The following is a 20,863-nucleotide window of genomic DNA, read 5'->3' as shown; positions in this document are numbered from 1 at the left end:
GCATCACACCGCGGCTTCTTCTTTCATCATGGCACCATAACGTTTGGTGTCTTTCAGACTCCAGTCAAAGTTACCCGAGATCCAGGAGCGTAATACCGCTACATAACGCAGTAATTCATAGTCGGTTTCGCTACCGGTTAATGGCAACAGTTTTTCCAGGGTCAGGAAAATGGCCAGTTCTTCGTTGTGCATACGTACGGCTTCTTCTACGGCCTCCTGCAGGGTGTATTGGTGCGCATGTTGCAATACCAGCACCAGGTTGTGTACATCGCCCTGTATACTTTCCTTATCACAGGAAAACAGGTCGTTGGACCAGCAAACGATATTGTTGCAGGCCAATATCATTCGCTTCAACAAGGCATGCTCCAGTAATTCTTCCGGCAGATAAATTTTCTCTATGATATCGATGGCCACCACGTCGGCAAATAATGCCCCGGTGAAAGGACGCATCTTTACATAGTCGGTAACGGAAGGTACTACGCCGGCTTCCCTGTTTTCGGCCTCCCACAGGCAGGAAGTAAAATAATCATCCATACTGCGGACAAACCTAAGCCGCCAGGCAGGAGAACCCAGGGCGCGCATCCGTTCCCAGATACAGCTCAGCGCGGCCGGCAACGGGCCTCCATCTGCCAGGGTTACTTTTTTGTTCGAGTACAGGATGTCCATCAATCCTGCCATAATACTCTTTAAATAAGCCGTTTTTTTACCGGTCTCCGCTTCATCGCATTGATCATCCAATATAAACAACCAGGTATTGAAATCAGCAATCAGGCACAACTCGTGTAAAGCCGCATCCGGGAAAGCCCTGGCAGCCAGCCAGGCAAATTTGGATTTGTTGAACCGGTTGATGGCTTTTTCCGATTGCAACAGATCAAACGATTTAGCCCACGTTGTGATGTGTTCTTGCGCTTCCAATACATGTTGATTAACGCTGGAGGAAAACGGATACTTAATCCGTGGAAATTGGATCTTTGTCATGGTCTTTGAGGATTTTGAGGGTTCAAGAGTTAACTATTCTGATAATAAATAACACGGGTGTTACCGGGGAATACCGGTAAAACATCTTTATGCAGGCACGCAGAAAGCCTGCCGGACGAAGCAGCTAAGCAGGTGTCAATAGTAGTTTAAACATTAAAACAGCTTCCGGGTAACAGTAATAATCATCCAGCCATACACAACGTACTTCATTGCGATAAAACTATACTTCCGATGTATCGGACTTTGTACGCAGATAGGGTAACACCATCGGTAATGCACGCTGAAACCAGCTGGTAAAGCGGGTTGGGTCTTTTGCAATCAAATCCGGTATCAGACCGGCGGGTATATAGCGATAGTCGTGTACTTCTGTCCTGTCGGGGATTATAGCGCTATTATAAGTACCTAAAAATACGTGGTCATACTCATGTTCCGTAAGTCCGTTATCAAATACGGTCTTGTAGGTAAAAGAAAAGATTTCCCGAAGCTCACAATCAAATCCCATTTCTTCCTGCAACCGTCTGTGAGCAGCCGCTACTGTTGTTTCTCCCGGTGAAGGATGACTACAGCAGGCATTTGTCCACAGGCCACCGGAATGGTATTTATCCAGCGCCCGTTGCTGCAATAACATCTCCCCGGCATCATTCACAATGAATACCGAAAATGCCCGGTGTAATATGCCCTTGAGATGGGCTTCCATCTTCTCCATAGCACCTACTGCTTCATCCAATTCGTTTACTAAAATCACTTCAGGTTTCATAGTGTGACAAAGGTATTTTAATTAAATTTCAGGCCGACGGAAATCAGGACGAAAAATAAAATATTCCGTCAGCATACAGCAAAACTGATTAATTAAGTGGTGATCCGGTTATGTCTTAATGGCTACATTACTAATATACATAATAACGACGAAAGTTTAATTTAAATTATATAGATTCCTTTTAACAAAAAACCAGTACTATTACTACCCGTTGGTGTATAAAGCACCCGGTGAATGTATCGTCTTAATTGTTTTTGAGCTATTTTTACAGTTCCGGTAACACGGAAAAATAACAGGCACTTTATTATTTTAATCCTGTTACCAATATTTTATGGCAGAAGACTTACAAATTGCACAAGGCGATAAAACCGCACAATATACTTCCCTGATTCCGCAGATTAAAGGACTGCTGGAAGGAGAACCGGATCTGGTAGCTAATCTGGCGAATGTGGCTGCAGCATTAAAAGAGCAGTTTAACTGGTTCTGGGTAGGGTTTTACGTGGTAAAAGCATCAGAGCTGGTACTCGGTCCTTTCCAGGGACCCGTAGCGTGTACCCGTATCCGTAAAGGCAAAGGCGTTTGCGGCACCAGCTGGGAGCAGGCTACTACCCTGATTGTACCGGATGTAGCGGCCTTTCCGGGACACATTGCCTGCAGCAGCCTTTCCCAATCTGAAATTGTGGTACCGCTGATCCGCAACGGCATAGTACAAGCAGTGCTGGACGTAGACAGTGAGCACCTCGCCCACTTCGATGAAACCGATAAAAAATATCTGGAAGAGATTGTCGCCCTGATTAACATTTAACCAGGGATCTTTTTTATACCATTATTTATTCGAGATACCTGTATGTTTTTTTTCCGTAGACGTACATCTGCTACTGAATTGCCGGCACAGTTACTGGCTTTTATGGGAACGGATATCCATTCCCACCTGGTACCCGGTATAGACGACGGGGTACAGGAAACCGCAACCGCCGTACATTTCATTGAGCAATTACAGGCAATGGGGATCAACAAGATCATTACCACTCCACATGCCATGATGGACCGCTATCCGAATTCAGCGGACACCATCCGGGCGCCTTTTGCGGAAGTAGCAGCAGCCCTGCAGGCCAAAGGGAATAACATCCCTTTTCACTTTGCGGCAGAATATTACCTGGACGAACAGTTTGCGCCCCTGATGGCCCAACCCCTGCTCACCCTTACGGGTAACCTGGTATTGGTGGAAATCTCTTTTATGGCGCCGCCACCACAACTGCATCAATGGTTGTTTGATTTGCAGGCAGCCGGCTATCAGCCGGTCATGGCCCATCCCGAACGGTATCCTTACTACCACGGGAATATGGAGTATTATCAGCAATTAAAAAATATTGGCTGCCTGTTACAGGTCAACCTGCTGTCGCTGACGGGGTATTACGGCAAACACGTGCAACAGGCCGCACAGCAGCTCCTGCAGGCTGGCCTGGCAGATCTGACAGGCACAGATCTGCATCACGAAAAACACCTGCGCGCCATTACCGGCATCGGCCAGGATAAAAAATTACGGCAGCTCCTGGAGAAATATCCTTTTAAAAATAACAGCCTGTAGTTACCGGATCAACAGAATAGTTCCCTGCTGACGGCGGGCCTGTTGTTTACTGTCGATATAGGTAACCACCCACATATAGGTACCCGTTGGCAGATCCCTGCCATCCCATCCGGCTGCCGGATCCTGGCTTTGAAAAACCGGCCGGCCCCACCGGCTGTATACCATCATTTTATAGTCCCGGATGTCGTCATTGATTTTAGCCCGGAATACATCATTCAATCCATCGCCATTCGGACTGAAAGCATTGGGAATATATACGGCACATACTCTCTCATTCCGGATGATTTCACTGGAACCGCTTACCTCACAATTATTTTTATCCTTTACCCGGTAATAATATTTTCCCTGCTCCAGCTGTGCCCACACACTATCTGACTGCCAGTTGGTACCTTCCAGCTGATAGGCATACGGCCGGGTACCACCGGAAACCTGCAGGGCAATACTGCCATCACGGGTATCACTACAGCTGATATCATGTGTTTTTGCCGAAGCAATACGCAGGAGTGCCGGCTCTGTTACCTTTATATCATTGAGCTGCTCCTTACATTCTGCCTCGTCCTTTACCAATACATCATAATAACCCGGATGTAGCTTTTTAAAGGCAGGGGTATAGGTACTGTGTGTGGAGCCATCAAAATAATAACGATAAGGCGGCGTGCCACCCGTAGTGGTCAGGAGAATCTGGTTTTCGTTGTCGCCGTAACAGGGCGAAGGGATCGTTGTCACTTCACTTTTCACTTCCATGGGTTTCACCGTAGCGGTAGCCGTGGCGGTAGTTCCATTGGGGTGGGTGACCGTCAACGTATAGGTACCCGCCGCCAACCCGCTGATACTGGGGGTGGTTTGTCCGCCCGGGCTCCACAGATAAGTACAGGCAACTGCCACTCCTTTCACGGTGGCGGTAACGGCGCCTTTACTTTCTCCTTTACAGGTAGACGTAGCCGTTAGCGTTACCTGCGGCATTTCCCGGATAGTGGCCGACAGATTATCCATCAGCAAGGCAGAACCATAAATACTTTGATCGCAGGGCGCTGCTGCATCTGCCCAAAAAGAAATATAATCATAGTCGGCAGCGGCTTTAAAAACGGCGGTATATCTTTTCCATTCGGTATGATAGAAAATACCGGAGGTCCAAAACCGCTGGATCGTATCTGTAGCCCGGTTACCGCCATATAGGGCCAGGTTACCGTAACAGGCCTTAAAAGCATAGGAAGGCGCATACGCCAGATCAAAGGAGATGGTATACATTTTTCCTTTCACCAGTGCGGCTTCCTGGGCAATCGCTTCCGGCCAGGTTGGGCCGCTGTGTAAGCCGATATAGGTGGTTCCATCGGAGGGCGGCTGGGTAATCTGCAATACGCCCGGTTGAATATCCGGTGTATTTTTCGCCCGCCAGGGAGGCGGTACTTTCCCCTGTCCCGGTACCCCTTCCAGGGAGGGATTCTGCACGGGAATATCCTGTGCAAAAAGAACATTGCTGCTGACCATCACGAGTACAAACACCCCTCTCAGATAAAAAGAAATTCGTTCACACAACAAACAATGACGCCAACATCCAATACCAATTAACATCCACTGTATTTTTTTCATGGATAGCATGTATTTGCCGGTTAAGCAAAAGGTTTCACAGATAATAACATCGCTACAAATCCGACGTATAAACGCATGGCTATCCCGGCCTGTCTATCAATAACAGACATATACAGGACATACCTGTCCTATTGACTTAGGGCAAAAGATAGTCATCCGTCTAAAAAAAATTCTACTTATATATTTAAGTCACCTACAATTAAGCTCATAACATTCATCTCACGACTATACTGCTTCACATCCGGCAGGTAAGGGAATATGATTCTTCACAGGTATCACAGGAATGGTAAGACACCGACCGTCCTATTGTTTTACAACAACGTGACGGCCGGTTATTTTATTTCCAGCAGGCTTTTATTTTCTCCGCAATCAATATCAGCTGCTCCTGCTGCAGGTTGGAACCGCTGGGTAAACAAAGACCATCTGCAAACAGTTTTTCAGACACCCCGTTCAGATAGGCAGGGGCCTGTTCAAATACTGGCTGCTGATGCATGGGTTTCCACAACGGTCTTGATTCGATATTATCTTTTTCCAAAGTGAGACGTACCGATTCTCTGGTGACGCCGCCACTTTTTTCCGGGTCGATCAATACAGTGGTCAGCCACCGGTTGCTGAAACTACCTGGTAACTCTTTTACAAAAGTCAGTCCGGGTAATCCCGCCAGTTCTTCCACATAGAAGTTGAAATTAGCTCTCCGCTGGGCTACGCGATCGTTCAATACCTGCATCTGCCCACGGCCGATAGCAGCACATACATTGCTCATCCGGTAATTATATCCGATGTGGCTATGCTGGTAGTGCGGCGCCGGGTCGCGGGCCTGGGTGGCCAGGAAACGGGTTTTCTGTACCGCCGCTTCGTCATCGCTGATTAATGCGCCGCCCCCGCTGGTGGTAATGATTTTATTACCGTTAAAACTCAGGATGCCATACTTTCCGAAAGTGCCACAAGCTTTTCCGTCATACGTTGATCCCAGGGCTTCTGCCGCATCTTCAATCACAGGAATATCGTATTCCTGTGCAATCGCCAGTATTTCCTTCATTTTAGCCGGCATACCATACAAATGAACCGGAATAATAGCCTTAGGCTTTTTTCCGGCTGCCAGCCGGTCTTTAATGGCTTTTTCCAGCAGCGCAGGATCCATGTTCCAGGTATCTGCTTCGCTGTCTACAAACACCGGCACCCCGCCCAGGTAGGCAATCGGATTGGCGGAGGCGGAAAAGGTCATACTCTGACAAATTACCTCATCTCCTTTATCTACGCCTGCCAGAATCAGTGCCAGGTGTAATGCCGCCGTACCGGACGACAATACCGCCACATGTTTGCTACCGGTAAAATCAGACAGGTCCTGCTCAAATCCATCTACATGCGGCCCTAAAGGTGCAATCCAGTTAGAATCAAAAACATCTTTTACAAATCCTAATTCTCCCTGTCCCATGTGAGGAGATGATAACCATATCTTAGTACTCATTACAGTATAATTTAAATATTTTTTAAGATGCGGGCAGGATTTCCCACCACGGTAACCTGATCGGGTATATCCCGTATCACCACAGCGCCGGCGCCAATAACAGCCCAGCGACCAATGGTAATACCAGGTATCACAACGGCGCCGGCGCCGATTTGTGTTCCCTCTCCTATTTTTACGTCGCCGCAAAGCGTTGCATGCGGAGAAATGTGTACATAATCTCCCAATACACAGTCGTGATCCACCGAAGCATTGGTATTGATAATACAATGCCGGCCTATCACCGCGTCTGCATTGATGGTGGCGCCGGCCATCACCACGGTACCGCCATCCAGTGTTGCGGTGGGCGATACGGTAGCCCGGGTATGCACCGCCAGCCCGAAACGGGCCGCTGCTTTTTCTGCCAGCTTTTTGCGGATCGCATTGCTGCCAATGGCAATAATCACTTCGTCGGTCCCGCTGTTAAAATCAGCGGGCAATACGGTAACCGGATATTGCCACAGGCGTTGTTTGCTGGTATCATCATCAAACAATCCCTTGACGGTGATCCCCTGTGATACCAGGATTTCGATAATAACTTTTGCATGTCCGCTTGCGCCGTACAAATACATCATATCTTTTTTAATTACCTAAGAAACGTTCCATGGTAGCTGTGGTAGCTGAACTGATACCTTCCGAACGGATCACTTTCTGCAGGGTCATCCCTATAATTTTCAGGTCCAGTCCCAGGCTGATATGATCTACATACCATACATCCAGTTCAAATTTCTGTTTCCAGCTGATGGCATTGCGGCCATTCACCTGCGCCCAGCCAGTGATGCCTGGCCTAACTTCATGCCGCCGTTGCTGTATGGCATCGTACAATGGCAGGTAATCTACCAGTAACGGGCGGGGACCAATCAGGCTCATATCTCCTTTCAGCACATTGATCAGCTGGGGTAATTCATCCAGGGATGTTTTCCGGATAAATTTTCCCACCGGGGTTAACCGGACATCGTCTGGCAAAAACTCCCCGTTGCTGTCGCGCCGGTCGTTCATGGTTTTAAATTTAATGACCCGGAAAACGCGGTCATCTTTACCCGGACGTGGTTGCAGAAAAAACGCCTTTCCATTGTTGGCAATCAGCAGCAACAACGTCAGCAGCACCATTACCGGTGAAAACAGCAATAATGCTACCAGGGCTACGCCGGCATCTATTACGGGTTTAAATATGTTCCTGTACCACTGCATTGTTAATCGGGATTTCTTTGGTAATCTTTTGTCTGATAAAATTCAGGTACCGTACTGCCAGTACCTGCCGGTCGAAATTGGCTTTGGCATACCGGAAACCATTTTCGCCTTCCCGTTGCAGGCGGGTTTCGTCCTGCAGGTATTCACGGATAATCCGGTTGTATTCCGCTATATTCTCGGGTTCCACATAACAGCCGGCTTCGGCAGTTTCTACCAGCTCACGGGACACCCCATCTATCGCCATCAATATAGGCGTTTTGCAAGCCATATAGTCGAAGGTTTTATTGGAGTAAACCGTTTTAAATGTATCGACGCGCTTTAATACAGAAGCCCCCATGTCGGAAGCTAAAATATATTTAAAAACATCCTGTTTCGGCACCGCATCCAGGAAACGCACATTCCGGATATTACGGGAAGCCACCAGCTGTTGCAACCGGGGCTTTTCCATTCCCTGACCTATCAGCAGAAACAGCACCCTCGTATCTTCCAGCGCTTTGCCGGCGTCGATAACCTGCTCCAGGTGATTGGCTACGCCGTGTGCACCTACATACGTAATGACAAAACGTCCTTCCAGGTCATGTTCCCGGCGGAAAGCTTCTCTATTGAAAGACTGCAGCAGGTGATCCGATAAAGAAAAATCAGCCGCATTCGGAATGAAGATGAGTTTTTCTTCCGGCACCTTTTTCTTTTCTTTCAGGGTGTTATAGAAAGCCGGTGTGAGTACATTGATCAGGGCTGCTTTTTTATAAATGAAGTTTTCAAACCAGTAGGCCAGTTTGATAATCAGTTTATTTTTCAGCACGCCGGTATCAATGGCAGATTCCGGCCACAGGTCGCGTACTTCAAATACCAGCGGCATTCTTTTGAAACGCGACAACAGGTACCCCGAAAAGCCCACGAATAAAGGCGGCGAGGTGACAATCACCACATCAAATGAACCTTTCACTTTGGTGAGGCCCGCCCATAAAGAGGAAAACATAAAGGAAAAATACCCCCACAGCCGGCCCATAAAGTTTTTGTTATACGACTCGGACACGTGACAGCGCCATACGTTCACCTGGCCCTGTTGTTTTTTCACAAAATGTTTGCCTTTATACTCGGCCCGCTTTTCGGCGCCATTGGCATGCATCATGCCTGCCAGCACCGTAACGTCTGCGCCCTGGTCGGTCCAGGACCGGGTTATTTCGTTCCATCTGGAACCTCCCGGATCATCTTCTTCCAAAAAATATTGATGAATCAATAAAATCTTCATGACTGCTTAAATTAAACTGATCTCTGTTGTAATGCTATCTGCTGTTGTTGTAAAAATGATTTCTTCCTGTACTTCCTTCACCCCATACAGGGAAGAATACATACCATGTTGCTTTTGTGCGTGCAGTAATATTCCTTCCCGGTCTACTGTTTTCCAGCGGAACTTTTCCGGTACGCAGGTATGCCAGCGTTGCTGTATCATTCTGCCAAAAGGTTTATGCTGCAGGTAATCCCGGACAACCCATACCGGCTCGCCTTTCTTTTTTCTTACCTGCCGGTAGTGCGTAATATCCGGCGCTACATGCTGAAAGGCGCTGATCGTACCTTCCCAGATAATTTCATCTGCCGTTTCGTATAGCTTTGCCCGTGAGGACATGGTCCAGTTGTACCAGATAAACCGCGGACCTTTCTCCATCTGGTCGTAGTCTTCCAGCATCACGGTGTTGTGCGAGGCCGTACCCATGAAGTAACGCAGGGTTTGTTCATCGGTATTGTATTTATAGCTGCCGGCATCCATCAGCACATTTTCTCCTTTGTACCAAACATCCAGGTGCAGGTTATCTGCCTGGGAAGGCCGGTCGTGGTGACTGCCGCAACGCAGGAAGGTGAGGGTATCCGGCTCCCGGCAAACATAGTAACCACCTGCGGGAAACTCATATAATGATTTCCCTTTTTCCAGCACGGGCGCCAGGGTAGCGGTTTGTTTTTTACCGTACCAGTATACATCTTCGTAGGTCTCCGGAAATTCTGCCTCCATGTCCAGCAACACCGCCAGCGCCTGCAACTGCGGGCGGTAATCGCGGTAATGCTGATCACTCAGCCGGAAAAACAAGGCCCCATCATTGGCGCCATAGTTAGGCAACCAACCGTTACTATCGTTCATGCATACACGCAGGAAGCGCAGCGACTTCGCTGCCTTTTCCTTCACGCCAGGCACAAAGGTTTCGTTGTTCAGGGAAGCCAGCCGCAATGCCCAGGTCAGCAGTTGTATAACTACCCGGTGGTAGTTCATGGAAAACTGTAAAAAGGTGCCATCTTCATACACCTGATAATTGATTTCCTGTTCAAACCAACGCTTTCCGGCGGCTTTCCAGGTAGCGGCATCCGGCAGCGACGGATACAGCAGGCCCCCTAAATACAGGGCCAGTGTTTCCGTAATCGCGTGGTTATTCCGGACAGCGATACGCGAGAAATTGATATTGTGATACACATGGTGCAGCTGCCAGTAAATAGCATACTGGATATGATCAAAAACGTCTTCGGTGAGCACCGGGGAATCGCGGTAGTAATACAGCGCAAATGTCCAGTTCAGTACCCGCAGACTTATCTCCTGACTACATTTATAATGCGGACCGCAGTTCACAGCATTGGCTTTGATCCAGGACAGGATATCTGCAAATACCATCTCTGCACAGTCTTCCTTAAAATGATAATCGTAACGGATGATATCATACAGGTAAGCGAAACGGGCTTTTTCCCACACAAATTTAATATCGCCGGCCTCCCGCGAATAGTCATTGATTTCTGTCCAGTGCCGTTTTCCTTCGTATTCGAAACCGGTATCCGGATTCTTCATCCAGTTATTTTCTTTCCCTACCGAAAAAGTAGCGCCGTTAAAGAAAGACAGCTGTCCTGCCTTGATCTGGTTAAAACGGGCAGCCAGTGCGTCCGACGGGTGACGGGGCACGGTGATATCTTCTTTTCGCTGAAAGAAAAAGCGCGCAGGCTGTTCTTTCCAGGTTCTCAAAGAAAGGTATCGCTGAAAAGGCGGCGCCTGGGGGAAACGTTTTTTCAGGCGTCCCGTGCGTTTATTCAGTTCGTGTACCGAACGGAATGCCATATAGCGCCATCCCATATTCCGGGCCACTTTGATACCTTTCATCATTGTATTCAGACTACTCATAAAACCGGTACAGATTGTTGCTTGACTGCAAATATTTCGATCAGTTTGTCTACGATTCGCTGAGAAGTTTTACCATCCCATAATGGCGGAATGCCTCCTTTTTTCCATTCGCCGGCAAACAGCTTTTTCATCGCCGGCGCCAGCGCACGGGGATCAATACCCAGCAGCTCATTGGTACCTACGGTGCAGGTTTCCGGTCTTTCGGTAGAATCCCGCAGTGTCATGCAGGGCACGCCCATCACCGTGGTTTCTTCCGTGATGCCACCGGAGTCGGTAATCACAGCTTTCGCCTGTTCTACGAGGTAGTTGAACTCCAGGTATCCCAATGGTTCTACCAGGAACAACTGCGGATGTTTAACGGCGATCTTCTCCAGGTTTTTAGCGGTACGGGGATGTACGGGGAAGATGACCGGCAGACCGTGACTGTTCTGCATGATTTCATTGATCAGCAGGGCCAGGTTATCTTCTTCGTCTACATTGGCGGGCCTGTGTAAGGTCATCACCAGGTATTGCTGCGGCTGCAGGCCTGCCTCCTGCCATATCGGTGGCGGCGTAAAACGGCTGCGTTGCTTCAGCAAGGTGTCTATCATGGTGTTGCCTACAAAATGAATCTGTGCGGCACTTTTCCCTTCTCTTACCAGGTGTTCTCCGGCGTATGTAGTGGTAATAAAAAAATAGTCGGTGATGGCATCCGTTACCAACCGGTTGATTTCTTCCGGCATGGTAATATCTCCGGAGCGGATACCCGCTTCCACATGCGCTACTTTGATTTTTAATTTCTTCGCTACCACCGAGCAAGCCAGGGTGGAAGTCACATCTCCTACTACCAGCAGCAGGTCGCAGGGGTGTTCTATCAGTTCTTTTTCAAAACGCACCATGATATTGGCTGTTTGCTCTGCCTGTGAGCCACCACCAGATTCCAGATTTGCGTCTGGTTCCGGTATACCCAGCTGTTCAAAGAAAGAGCCACTCATATTTTTATCGTAATGCTGACCGGTATGTACCAGACGGTAACGGATGGCATATCCCTGTTGTTGCTTGTCCTGTATGGCAGCAATGATCGGGGCTATTTTCATAAAGTTGGGTCTGGCACCCGCTATGATGGTTATCTTCATGTTGATATGGTTTATATCGTTTAACTTTTACTATTTCCGGTGATATGGGCTTTCGTTCCTTTCGTTTATAATAACGGGGTACTATATACGATTTCCTCTTTTGTATGCTGCAACGGGCCTTCCAAACAAAAGGTATGCGCTGACGACTACGGTCAGGCTTCTACGGCTAATTTTTCATACAAACGCAACATCGCTTCTCCTCCATGTTTGATATCATGCGCATGCACCCTGTTACCCGTGGGTTGCAGCGCCTGTATGGCTGTCCTGATTTTCTCTTCCTGCAACGGCACCAGTGTTACCCCCGCCGGCCGGCTGATCACATCTGTTGCCAGTACCTGTTTGTGCAGGTACAACGCTTCTTTCACAGACAATGAATCGCCATCTGTAGTGGTAATCCGTAACAACACATCCGACCCTTTCAGGATCTCATAAAAACTATGCGCTTCACTGATCAGCAGGATGTTGGGCGTCATGGTACACCCGGTTTGCTGCAGGAACTTTTTATAATTGCCGGAGGGGTCGGAGATAATCAGTCCTGCCTGCGGCAGCTGCTGAAAGATCTTTATTAACAAAGAAATCTGATAGGTTTCCCGACCTTCCTTGTCTACCGTGTAGTTAGATGCATTGGTAGCACACACTAACCGGCAGGATGCTTTCCATTGCTGAATGCGGTGTTGCAATTCCGGCGACAGGTGTTCTTCCTGCTGCGGCGGAATAAAAGCCGGAGCCAGGCAGGTCCGGGCATTCAGGCGGCGCCCCTGCTCCATGCTTTGCTCATTCAATACAATCGGCATATACGCCATCCGGAAGGCCAGTTTGTCCAGCTGGTTTTTCCAGAAGTTATGACGTCCCAGATTGCCGTGCAGGGTAAAGAGCATCTTTTTACCCAGTAACCGGCCCAGCACCACAGCAGCCAGCCGTACTACGGGGCTGTATATATGAAAATGAATATACCGGTGCCGTCGTATCTGTTGCCACAGGGCTCCTTTACCGGTTCTTCTGATATCCACAAAGGAATAGGCATAGCCATGATGATCCAGGTATTGCTTTAAGCGCTGAATATGAATCGTTACGCCACCGATCGGCGGTGGCATGGTGGCTAATATCAAAAGTTTCGGTGTTCCCATCATTACTTACCTGTTGAATGTTTTGATCATCTTTTCCCGGGCTGCCGCAGCCGCCACAGGGTCATTGGTATTCCGCAATACGTCTGCACAAAGTGCAGCAGCCGCCTGTTGCCCGTTTTTCTTTGCATAGGCTGCCAGCAGCATATAATCTTCCACACCAGCCCGGAAAGCCTCCCAGCGGCGGCTGGGGATGATGCGGTTACCCTCGTCGTAGACCACCGCGAAATCGGCCGAACTGCCGTCGAAGTCGTCCCATACTGATCCCGTTTCTTTGCCATGACCGATATCGGCGTACTGCCAGAAACCGAATCCGGTAGTACCGGCAGCAAATGCCTTCCAGCCCATCAAACGGTAATAGCTATACGGCGACAGCGACTTCGTTGGTTTCTTGGTATCATACATCCATACCTGACAGGCGGATGGTTTATTTTTTCGGTACTCCCGCAATACATTATCATTATAAAATAACTGGCAGGCGTTCAGCTGACCAATGACGCCTTCATATACCGGCGGGTTGGATACAGTGGCAAAAAGGCGCGCTTCTTTCCTGGCGGATTTTATCCAGGTGGAAAAATTGTTCAACGCAGCTACCTGACCAGCTTTCACTTCATCAAACGGATACAGATATACGTTGTCGGAAGCGATACCCTGACTTTTCAATGCCACGAGCATGTCATCATACCATTTCAGGAACGCCTGTTTCCAGGAAGCATCCATAAAAGAAGCCTGTTGCCGGGCTACAGGTGCAGAAAAATCCAGGAACAGCAATACCTTGCTGAACCCTTTTACATAAGGCAGCATGGCGGCCAGTTTCTTATTATCTGCTACCGGTATATTCGGCAACAATATTCCCGGATGGAATACAAACGTGTTTACATAATGCTGCAATAAATCCTGCCGCGCACTTTCTTCTTTTCCTTTCAGCAACGGCTCGTTCAGGTATGCCCATACATTGATGTCCGGGCGCCCGCCCTGCAAGGCAGACAACGCATTGTCCAGCACCTGTATGGTCACTGGTTTGCTGACAGTAGCACTGCCATCTTTCGCCTGTAAGGTATATTTGAAACTGCCGGCCTGTTTACCGGTTATTTTCACCAGCAACAAGCGGGACTCATTTCCTTTTAAAGAGAGGGAACTACCCTCTTTGATTGTGGTGAGCGCATCGGGTACTACTTTAAAGTCGCGGCTTTTCACCGGCTTCGCCCAATACAACTGGCTGCTAACACCGGCCCCTTCGCCGTCGAGCTGAATATTTTTTTCCGTTGCGCTGTTATTGGCCACCACAAAAGCGGCATATTCCGTTAATCCTTTGAGGGTAGTAATATGGGTGCTTTCTTCACCGGGTGTCAGTGCTTCTCCAAAGGCAGATGACAGGGGTGTCAGGTTAATGCCCCCACTGCCGGTACTTTTGGCCGCCATCGTACTACTGGCTGCTGCCATCGGCAGACTTTTCTGATCGGCCCCTGAAAAACGTTTGTTGATAGCCGCTTCCCGGCTGGATTTCACCATGGCCGGCAACGAGGCTTCCGTATATTGTTTGCCGGATGCCGCCGCACGGTTAGCACTCCCCTGCCCCGTTAATACCTGTATTTCATCTGTAAAGAAATAACTGCCATCCGGTACTACTACCAGCTTGATATAACGGGCCGATTGTCCGATGTTTTTCAACGACACCGGGGTGATACGGTAATAATCATTTTTCACCGGCTGCTGTTCCATCAGGTCACCCACAAATTGCCAGTCCTGCTGGTTGTTGCTGACAAAAGCCAGCACATTCAGCGGCAGGTTTACCTGGGCTTTCTGACCGGTTACGGTGTTCAGGTTAATCTGCGCTACCGGCAACGAACGGTCCAGCGCGATGTTAAACGTAATCTTGTCTGCATTCTGCCAGCCCAGTGTACCCGGATCTTTCCAGAAAGAAGGGCCGGTAGTGTATTTACCATCGGTGAGCGAGGATAGCTTGCTCTGGTCTTTCGTCAGCGAATAGTTGGGGTCCGGCGTTACTTTTATATCGAGCCCCGTCACCGCACGCTGCGCCCGGGTGGGAGACATGATTCCCAGCAACAGGCAACAGCCCAGCAAGGTGCTGTTCAGGCAATATCTAATATTCAGATAATTCGTCATCGTGTTGATTTTACTTGATGAAAGCATAAATAAATACCAATCCGAAATATCCCAGTAAGGAAGCGCCAATGAGCTGCTTCCTTTTCAGTTTGGGTAACGATAAAATTCCGCCGCAAAAAATGACATATATCACCGGATAAACGGCCATAATCCTTCTGGTATCTGCATTGGAGCTGGCTCCCAGAATCAGCAGCACAGCAATCAGGAACAATACCCTTAATTCCTTGATCTGGAAAAAAGGATTGCGTGGTTTGAAAGCGGAGGTATAAATAAGCACCACCCACACCACAAACCAGAACAGCGCCGCCAATGCCCAGAAAATAAAAAACGGATTCTCTTCCAGCACCGCATAAAAAGGGAATGGCAAGGTCTGGGAGAATAAACCCACAGCCACATGCCGTACGCCGAAAGGGAGCTTGAGCAGCATACTGCCGAAAGAACCCAGTCCTGCGTTGGACATGGAAGAATCATAGTAGTTTTCACTGGTGCTTTGGATGGTATTGAACCCTTGTTGCAACACCACGATCTGCGTCAATGCCGGCAACGTCAGCAACACCAGAATGGGTATTTTGAATTTATTGGCCGTTACATTGTTTTTATCTGTTACAAACAGGTATACGTAGGCCAGCAGGAATGTTACCGAGAAATACCCATGCTCCGGCCGGAACAAATAAATCAATACCGTCAGCAGGATACCGTACAGGATGCCCCAGAAGCCTTTCCTGAAAATCAGTAATAACGCGTATAATCCAAACAACAGACCGATATGCACATCTCTCAGATATACTGCCGAGAAGAAAAAATTATAGGATAACAACGCATAGATCACGGTCAGTTGCACACTGATCTCATTTACGATATAGTGTGATAAGATCTTGAACAGGATCACCAGGATAAAGGCAGAACAAAATACGATCTGCAGTTTCTGCAGGATGAGGTTATTGGTATCGATACCTTTGGCCCAGAAGCCCAGCACACTGGAGAGATAGGCGAAGCCTTTCCAGTCGCCCGCAAAAAAATCATCTTTATAATAATTACCGATTTCAGATATGCTGTTCATACCGGCAATTTTATCGATGTACGTATAGAAGAGCACCGAATCCTTGGCATAGAAAATATCCTTGAACGGGTCCTGTACATAAGTCTGATTGGTGATCAACATAAAACAGCCATATACCAGGAAAAATACCAGGTACAGGATACCGGCATACTGTCGTTGGGTTTTATCTTTAAACAGTACATTAATCCATAGTAATCCGCCTCCTGTCAGCAAAGCTGCCAGCAGGAAAGTCGTCAGGCTCATAGAGAGCAGGCCTGCGGTACAAGCGAATATAAAATTCAGCAGGAACAGTAAATTAATATTGACACTTTTAGACTTCATCCACTCAGATATTGATTAATTTTTCTGCCATCCTGACGTTGGAGAATTCCTCCACCGTTCTGTTAAAGGCACTGGTCTGCAGGTTTTGCCGCAGCTGTTCATCCTGTAACACCTGTAATACCTTATCTATAATTTCATCTTTGGATACCGGGTTTACGAGAAAACCGGTTACCTGGTCTACGATCGCTTCATTGGTACCGCCCCGGTTACCGGCAATCGCCGTTTTACCACAGGCGGCTGCTTCGAGGTATACCAATCCGAATGATTCATAAAACTGGCTGGGTAATACAAACAGGTCGCAGATAGCGAGGTATTCTGATAATACCGTTCTGTCTACACCGCCGGCAAACAATACATTTTTCTGCAGCCCCCGTTCGTTCACCATGGCTTCCAGCACTTCCTGATGCGGGCCACCGCCTACAATGATATAAAGCAGATCCGGCAGCGCCTTCACCATTTCCGGCAATCCTTCTACGACAACCTCCTGTCCTTTTTGTTTGATGAGGCGGGAAGCACTAAGGAGGATAGGCCGGGTACTGCTGATGCCCAGTCGTTTTTTGATGGCATCAATTTCAGCGGGGTTGCGCCGGTGAAAAATATCGGTATCGATACCATGGGTGATCAGGTGCAGTTTTTCTTTCAGGGAAGTTTTGTTCCACATTTCATGTTCTGCCCGGCTCACTACCACAATTTTTTTCTGCTGCATAAAAAACTGCAGCATCTTATCCTTCATGCCGAAGGTGCGGAGCAGAAAAGAAGGTTTATCAAAGAAACTGTTTTGTTCTCCGCCATGAAATATAGATACAGAGCGACTGAGCAGTTGCTTCAATGATGCCTGGAAGAAGGTACCCATCTTTTTGGAGCGGGCATCGCTGAAGATAATGGTATCATAATGTTGCTGTTTTACCAGCTTCTTTAACTGCCGGAAGAAGAGGTAAAAATGCAGGTATTTCTGATTGGGGATAGTATAACAAGTTACCTGGTATTGCTGTGCGAAACGCTTCAGGAAATCGGTGTTCTCCGGCGAACGGTACGTAAGCAGGCTTACCCGGTGCCCGTTTTTCACGAGCCCGATCGCCAGGTCATGTGCGTATACACCAGCTCCTCCAATGATAGGAGGAAATTCATAAGATAATATCAGTACATTTTTCATAGTCAAGATGCATTACATATATATCCTTCTACTCCTTTTCCTACTGTGATCACAGCAGGATTACCCTTCACCAGCGACCCGGCCGGTACATCCGTGGTGACATAAGCACCCGGGGCTATCAATACATCGTCGCCGATGTTAATGTTGCCCACTATAATGGCATTGGAGCCTATCCATACCCGGTTACCGATAGTTGGTACGCCCTGGGTACGTCCCCGGCTCACCTGGCCAATCACCACTCCCGGGGAGATATTCACGTTATCGCCTATACGGGCATTGCCGTTGATAACAATGTTGCCGAAGTGGCCTATATAAAAACCTTTCCCGATACGGGTCGTAAAAGGTATCTGAAATCCGTATTTATAGGAATAATGCCGTAGCAATACCCGATAAAACACCCTGGAAAAACGGTTAGCACCGGCACACAGTCTCAGGAAAAACATATAGCGGAATCCTTCGATCAACCAGAATGATCTCAGTAAACTCCCCCTATCGGTTCTTCCGTGGTAGCGGTGCAGATCCGATTTGATAAAGTCCCAGCTTTTCATTGCACTATAATTTTATTTGATCGCGTAGCAGCTTATTGAAAGTACCGCTGATCTCTTCGCTGTATTCGCTCACGGGTTTCCCGGAATCGATATACTCCTCCTGAAAGGATTTTAATTTCTGTGAGATCAGGTAGGCTTTCACAGTACACCTGTGTTTCATCGCCAGTATCAAGGCATGCATCCTGCCGGAATAAACGTCGGAAGCCGACACGTATAACTTTTTGAGATCTTCTACAGATGCCAGCCGGGCCACGGGTAAAGTGATCCGGTGTTTACTTTTCACATAATCGCGGAAAGCGATTGTTTCCGCCGCATCTGTAATAGTGGTATAAAAAAGTTCCACGGGCAGCTTCCTGTTCAGATACCGTTGTACCTGCAGGAACCATTCTTCATAATAATCCTCTCTGGACTTAGACGATTTATTGTACTTCGCAAATACTTCCCGGTAGCAGGTAATACCAATGAGGGCTTTCCCTGCACTGGCAGCTGCCGGGGTATGATTGCGGCCATTATAAAAAGCGACGTCCGGTGTCACCACAGCACGGTGTTTGAACTTTTCATACAAACTGCTGCGGGAAAATTCATCCCGGACCCAAATAAAATCAACCCTGGAAAGGGCTTTCCCAAAAAGATAATTTTCCTTTTTGTTAAAGGTGGTACCCACTCCTACCCCAATGACATAAATGCGTGCTTTCGTCATGGTTTTGATGAGCAGCGTCCACCAATATAAAGCAATAGCAAAGCGGCTGGGATAGTCTTTGCCGGATGATTCCAGCAATTGACCGCCTCCTATTACCACGATATCGTAACGATGTTTTTTCAGTTTCTGCCGGATGTGGCGATAGTTGATGCCCATCCAGTAAAAAAATGCCAGTTTCAATCTGGCCTTTGTACGATAGGACAAAGGCTGTTCTACTTTATCTCCTACGGCAGTATCCAGGTATTGATAGGCCGGTAAACCCGGCACACCCGGGTTGGTGAAATAGGCAAAGTCGGTAACAAAGCCGCTGTCCTGTAACAGGCTGGTCATACTCTCACGTATAGCCTGATCTCCCAGGTTATTGGAGAAACCTTCATTAATAATTAGCGCCTTTTTCATTACCTTCTTCTTATAATTTTTCCGATTAATACTCTTTGTTCTTTATTCAGGGTCACAAACCAGGCAAACGGTATGCTGCAACCACCAATGATAACAGCCGATACAAACAATCCTGCCCAGGAGCCCGGCGTTTGCAGATGCCGGCAACACCAGGACACCAGTAATACCCATACAAAGAGTGCACATCCGCGTAAAATACTGGGATAATAAAACCAGTTGGACTGATTCAGTATCCGGGCCGCGTAGGTGGGTGAAAACACCAGGTTTTTCAATGTCAGCAACACCGCCGACGCAATGGCCACACTATAGATACCCAGATCAAAAAAGCGGATGATCAGTACCCCTAATACCAGGTTCAGAATACCACACAGGAAAGAAGTAATCCCGGGGATCTTTACCTTGTTGTATACGGAGTTGATGGATAATATCGGTAACACGGACAGGTTAAAAATCAAATGTCCGGTCAGCAATATCATCAACGGATAAAAACGTACAAACTGCTCTCCTACCCACAACCGCAGGATGATATCGGCATAGCCGACGATAATCCCGATGGGTATAGCCAGCACAACGCCCATCGCCACCACGGTATAACGCGAGAATTTCAGCAGGTTGCTGAAATCATTATCCGCGTAATACTTGTATACCACCGGCGTGAAGATGGCCACAAAAACGCCTGCAAATGCCCGTAACAACGTGTGCCACTGGGCTACCGTGCTGAACTCTCCTGTGGCGGTGGCGCCATAATAATAGTTCAGCAGGATGATATCAATATTGATGAACAGCAGCGTCCCGATCTGGTTAATGATGAGCCAGAAACTCATGGAGGCCACATACTGTACAATACTTTTATCGTAATGCGCCGCTTTCAGTTTCAGGAAAGGGAACTTACGCCAGATCCACACCAGGGCCACCACAAAGGATAACAAAGAGGCCGCAAAAAAAGCCCATCCGATCATGCCCAGTTGTACAGATGCATTCAGTAATAAAAATATCAGCGCCGTTCTTACTACAATATCCAGGATCGCAATAATGCGCTGTATATAAATCTTATTGGAAGCAAATGCCGGCACCAGAAAAAGTCCTCTGATAAACGTGAGTATAAAAGAGGTGATGATCGATAAAAACACCCATCTGATCTCTGGTACCGTATAGCCCTGATAACTGATAAAATCATCTATCCGGTATAAAAAATAACCAATGAGCGGCAGCAGCCCCAGAATCAGCACGCTGGCCGCAATGATGGAAGATGAATAAATGGCACTGGACGACTGGTGGTCTTCTTTCCGCATCGCCAGGGTAAAATTCCTGCCTACAGCAGCGTCGATGGCAATCGTAATAATAGACAGGTAGGAACTGAAAGAAGTGGCCAATGCTATTAAACCATATCCATCTACGCCTATCTTGGAAATGTAGAAAGGCACTACCACCAGTCCCAATAAAATATTTAACAGCAACGCCAGAAAATTAGTCCCTAAGTTCAGCGACATTTCATAGCTAATCCCTTTCCTTGACATCAATCAAATCTGAGTTAATAAAAAATACGGTCATCGT

Annotated in this window: 18 protein-coding genes; 2 read left to right on the top strand and 16 right to left on the bottom strand. The window is 47.8% G+C overall.

The features are described from left to right. Positions 1 to 3 precede the first annotated feature (3 nt). Together OL444_RS14615 and idi are read right to left on the bottom strand one after the other, a co-directional pair. A complete protein-coding gene (locus OL444_RS14615) occupies positions 4 to 978 on the bottom strand; it encodes a terpene synthase family protein (protein ID WP_264732253.1) in 975 nt (324 codons plus the stop codon). A gap of 220 nt (positions 979 to 1,198) precedes the next feature. After that, positions 1,199 to 1,735 carry an isopentenyl-diphosphate Delta-isomerase gene (gene idi / locus OL444_RS14610; protein WP_264732255.1) on the bottom strand — a complete coding sequence of 179 codons (537 nt, stop codon included), beginning with the start codon at positions 1,733 to 1,735 and terminating at the stop codon, positions 1,199 to 1,201. 331 nt (positions 1,736 to 2,066) lie between these two features. Here idi and msrC point away from each other — a divergent pair, with 331 nt between their 5' ends. Both msrC and OL444_RS14600 read left to right on the top strand, forming a co-directional pair. Beyond that, positions 2,067 to 2,540 (top strand): free L-methionine (R)-S-oxide reductase MsrC, encoded by a 474-nt coding sequence (msrC, locus tag OL444_RS14605; protein WP_264732257.1) that lies wholly within the window; start codon positions 2,067 to 2,069, stop codon positions 2,538 to 2,540. Between the two features lie 42 nt (positions 2,541 to 2,582). Next, positions 2,583 to 3,323, top strand: coding sequence for a tyrosine-protein phosphatase (locus OL444_RS14600; RefSeq protein WP_264732259.1), 741 nt, complete (start codon positions 2,583 to 2,585; stop codon positions 3,321 to 3,323). Here OL444_RS14600 and OL444_RS14595 read toward each other — a convergent pair whose 3' ends face one another. From OL444_RS14595 to OL444_RS14530, 14 genes are all read right to left on the bottom strand, one after another. Further along, a complete protein-coding gene (locus OL444_RS14595) occupies positions 3,324 to 4,913 on the bottom strand; it encodes a T9SS type B sorting domain-containing protein (protein WP_264732261.1) in 1,590 nt (529 codons plus the stop codon). Positions 4,914 to 5,250: 337 nt separating this feature from the next. Further along, positions 5,251 to 6,381 carry a DegT/DnrJ/EryC1/StrS family aminotransferase gene (locus tag OL444_RS14590; protein WP_264732263.1) on the bottom strand — a complete coding sequence of 377 codons (1,131 nt, stop codon included), beginning with the start codon at positions 6,379 to 6,381 and terminating at the stop codon, positions 5,251 to 5,253. An 11-nt stretch (positions 6,382 to 6,392) separates the two neighbouring features. Next, positions 6,393 to 6,992 carry an acetyltransferase gene (locus OL444_RS14585; protein WP_264732265.1) on the bottom strand — a complete coding sequence of 200 codons (600 nt, stop codon included), beginning with the start codon at positions 6,990 to 6,992 and terminating at the stop codon, positions 6,393 to 6,395. Positions 6,993 to 6,999: 7 nt separating this feature from the next. Continuing rightward, positions 7,000 to 7,608 carry a sugar transferase gene (locus tag OL444_RS14580; RefSeq protein ID WP_264732267.1) on the bottom strand — a complete coding sequence of 203 codons (609 nt, stop codon included), beginning with the start codon at positions 7,606 to 7,608 and terminating at the stop codon, positions 7,000 to 7,002. Further along, a complete protein-coding gene (locus OL444_RS14575; RefSeq protein ID WP_264732268.1) occupies positions 7,583 to 8,860 on the bottom strand; it encodes a glycosyltransferase family 4 protein in 1,278 nt (425 codons plus the stop codon). The genes OL444_RS14580 and OL444_RS14575 overlap by 26 nt, the downstream gene beginning before the upstream one ends. Before the next feature lie 6 nt (positions 8,861 to 8,866). Then, entirely contained in the window at positions 8,867 to 10,762 is a 1,896-nt protein-coding gene (locus tag OL444_RS14570; RefSeq protein WP_264732270.1) for a heparinase II/III family protein, read from the bottom strand. Then, entirely contained in the window at positions 10,759 to 11,877 is a 1,119-nt protein-coding gene (gene wecB, locus OL444_RS14565; protein ID WP_264732272.1) for a non-hydrolyzing UDP-N-acetylglucosamine 2-epimerase, read from the bottom strand. The genes OL444_RS14570 and wecB overlap by 4 nt, the downstream gene beginning before the upstream one ends. 152 nt (positions 11,878 to 12,029) lie before the next feature. Beyond that, positions 12,030 to 12,971, bottom strand: coding sequence for a hypothetical protein (locus OL444_RS14560; RefSeq protein WP_264732274.1), 942 nt, complete (start codon positions 12,969 to 12,971; stop codon positions 12,030 to 12,032). 39 nt (positions 12,972 to 13,010) lie between these two features. Beyond that, positions 13,011 to 15,128 carry a glycoside hydrolase domain-containing protein gene (locus OL444_RS14555; RefSeq protein ID WP_264732276.1) on the bottom strand — a complete coding sequence of 706 codons (2,118 nt, stop codon included), beginning with the start codon at positions 15,126 to 15,128 and terminating at the stop codon, positions 13,011 to 13,013. A gap of 10 nt (positions 15,129 to 15,138) precedes the next feature. Then, complete coding sequence (locus OL444_RS14550; protein WP_264732278.1) at positions 15,139 to 16,509, bottom strand: hypothetical protein; 1,371 nt, start codon at positions 16,507 to 16,509, stop codon at positions 15,139 to 15,141. Positions 16,510 to 16,513: 4 nt separating this feature from the next. Then, positions 16,514 to 17,662 carry a glycosyltransferase family 4 protein gene (locus OL444_RS14545; RefSeq protein ID WP_264732280.1) on the bottom strand — a complete coding sequence of 383 codons (1,149 nt, stop codon included), beginning with the start codon at positions 17,660 to 17,662 and terminating at the stop codon, positions 16,514 to 16,516. A gap of 2 nt (positions 17,663 to 17,664) precedes the next feature. After that, complete coding sequence (locus OL444_RS14540; protein ID WP_264732281.1) at positions 17,665 to 18,210, bottom strand: serine O-acetyltransferase; 546 nt, start codon at positions 18,208 to 18,210, stop codon at positions 17,665 to 17,667. 4 nt (positions 18,211 to 18,214) lie between these two features. Continuing rightward, positions 18,215 to 19,309: a polysaccharide pyruvyl transferase family protein gene (locus OL444_RS14535; RefSeq protein ID WP_264732283.1), complete on the bottom strand. Its 1,095-nt coding sequence runs from the start codon at positions 19,307 to 19,309 to the stop codon at positions 18,215 to 18,217. Beyond that, positions 19,309 to 20,826, bottom strand: coding sequence for an oligosaccharide flippase family protein (locus tag OL444_RS14530; protein WP_264732285.1), 1,518 nt, complete (start codon positions 20,824 to 20,826; stop codon positions 19,309 to 19,311). The genes OL444_RS14535 and OL444_RS14530 overlap by 1 nt, the downstream gene beginning before the upstream one ends. Positions 20,827 to 20,863 lie beyond the last annotated feature (37 nt).

It is taken from the genome of Chitinophaga nivalis (assembly GCF_025989125.1).
Classification (GTDB): Bacteria; Bacteroidota; Bacteroidia; order Chitinophagales; family Chitinophagaceae; genus Chitinophaga; species Chitinophaga nivalis.
This window is presented reverse-complemented; position numbering and strand designations above follow the sequence as displayed.

Excerpts from the sequence above, each read along its gene's own strand:
- OL444_RS14615 (WP_264732253.1), bottom strand. The coding sequence starts at position 978 with ATGACAAAGATCCAATTTCCACGGATTAAGTATCCGTTTTCCTCCAGC.
- idi (WP_264732255.1), bottom strand. The coding sequence starts at position 1,735 with ATGAAACCTGAAGTGATTTTAGTAAACGAATTGGATGAAGCAGTAGGT.
- msrC (WP_264732257.1), top strand. The coding sequence starts at position 2,067 with ATGGCAGAAGACTTACAAATTGCACAAGGCGATAAAACCGCACAATAT.
- OL444_RS14600 (WP_264732259.1), top strand. The coding sequence starts at position 2,583 with ATGTTTTTTTTCCGTAGACGTACATCTGCTACTGAATTGCCGGCACAG.
- OL444_RS14595 (WP_264732261.1), bottom strand. The coding sequence starts at position 4,913 with ATGAAAAAAATACAGTGGATGTTAATTGGTATTGGATGTTGGCGTCAT.
- OL444_RS14590 (WP_264732263.1), bottom strand. The coding sequence starts at position 6,381 with ATGAGTACTAAGATATGGTTATCATCTCCTCACATGGGACAGGGAGAA.
- OL444_RS14585 (WP_264732265.1), bottom strand. The coding sequence starts at position 6,992 with ATGATGTATTTGTACGGCGCAAGCGGACATGCAAAAGTTATTATCGAA.
- OL444_RS14580 (WP_264732267.1), bottom strand. The coding sequence starts at position 7,608 with ATGCAGTGGTACAGGAACATATTTAAACCCGTAATAGATGCCGGCGTA.
- OL444_RS14575 (WP_264732268.1), bottom strand. The coding sequence starts at position 8,860 with ATGAAGATTTTATTGATTCATCAATATTTTTTGGAAGAAGATGATCCG.
- OL444_RS14570 (WP_264732270.1), bottom strand. The coding sequence starts at position 10,762 with ATGAGTAGTCTGAATACAATGATGAAAGGTATCAAAGTGGCCCGGAAT.
- wecB (WP_264732272.1), bottom strand. The coding sequence starts at position 11,877 with ATGAAGATAACCATCATAGCGGGTGCCAGACCCAACTTTATGAAAATA.
- OL444_RS14560 (WP_264732274.1), bottom strand. The coding sequence starts at position 12,971 with ATGCCACCGCCGATCGGTGGCGTAACGATTCATATTCAGCGCTTAAAG.
- OL444_RS14555 (WP_264732276.1), bottom strand. The coding sequence starts at position 15,128 with ATGACGAATTATCTGAATATTAGATATTGCCTGAACAGCACCTTGCTG.
- OL444_RS14550 (WP_264732278.1), bottom strand. The coding sequence starts at position 16,509 with ATGAAGTCTAAAAGTGTCAATATTAATTTACTGTTCCTGCTGAATTTT.
- OL444_RS14545 (WP_264732280.1), bottom strand. The coding sequence starts at position 17,662 with ATGAAAAATGTACTGATATTATCTTATGAATTTCCTCCTATCATTGGA.
- OL444_RS14540 (WP_264732281.1), bottom strand. The coding sequence starts at position 18,210 with ATGAAAAGCTGGGACTTTATCAAATCGGATCTGCACCGCTACCACGGA.
- OL444_RS14535 (WP_264732283.1), bottom strand. The coding sequence starts at position 19,309 with ATGAAAAAGGCGCTAATTATTAATGAAGGTTTCTCCAATAACCTGGGA.
- OL444_RS14530 (WP_264732285.1), bottom strand. The coding sequence starts at position 20,826 with ATGTCAAGGAAAGGGATTAGCTATGAAATGTCGCTGAACTTAGGGACT.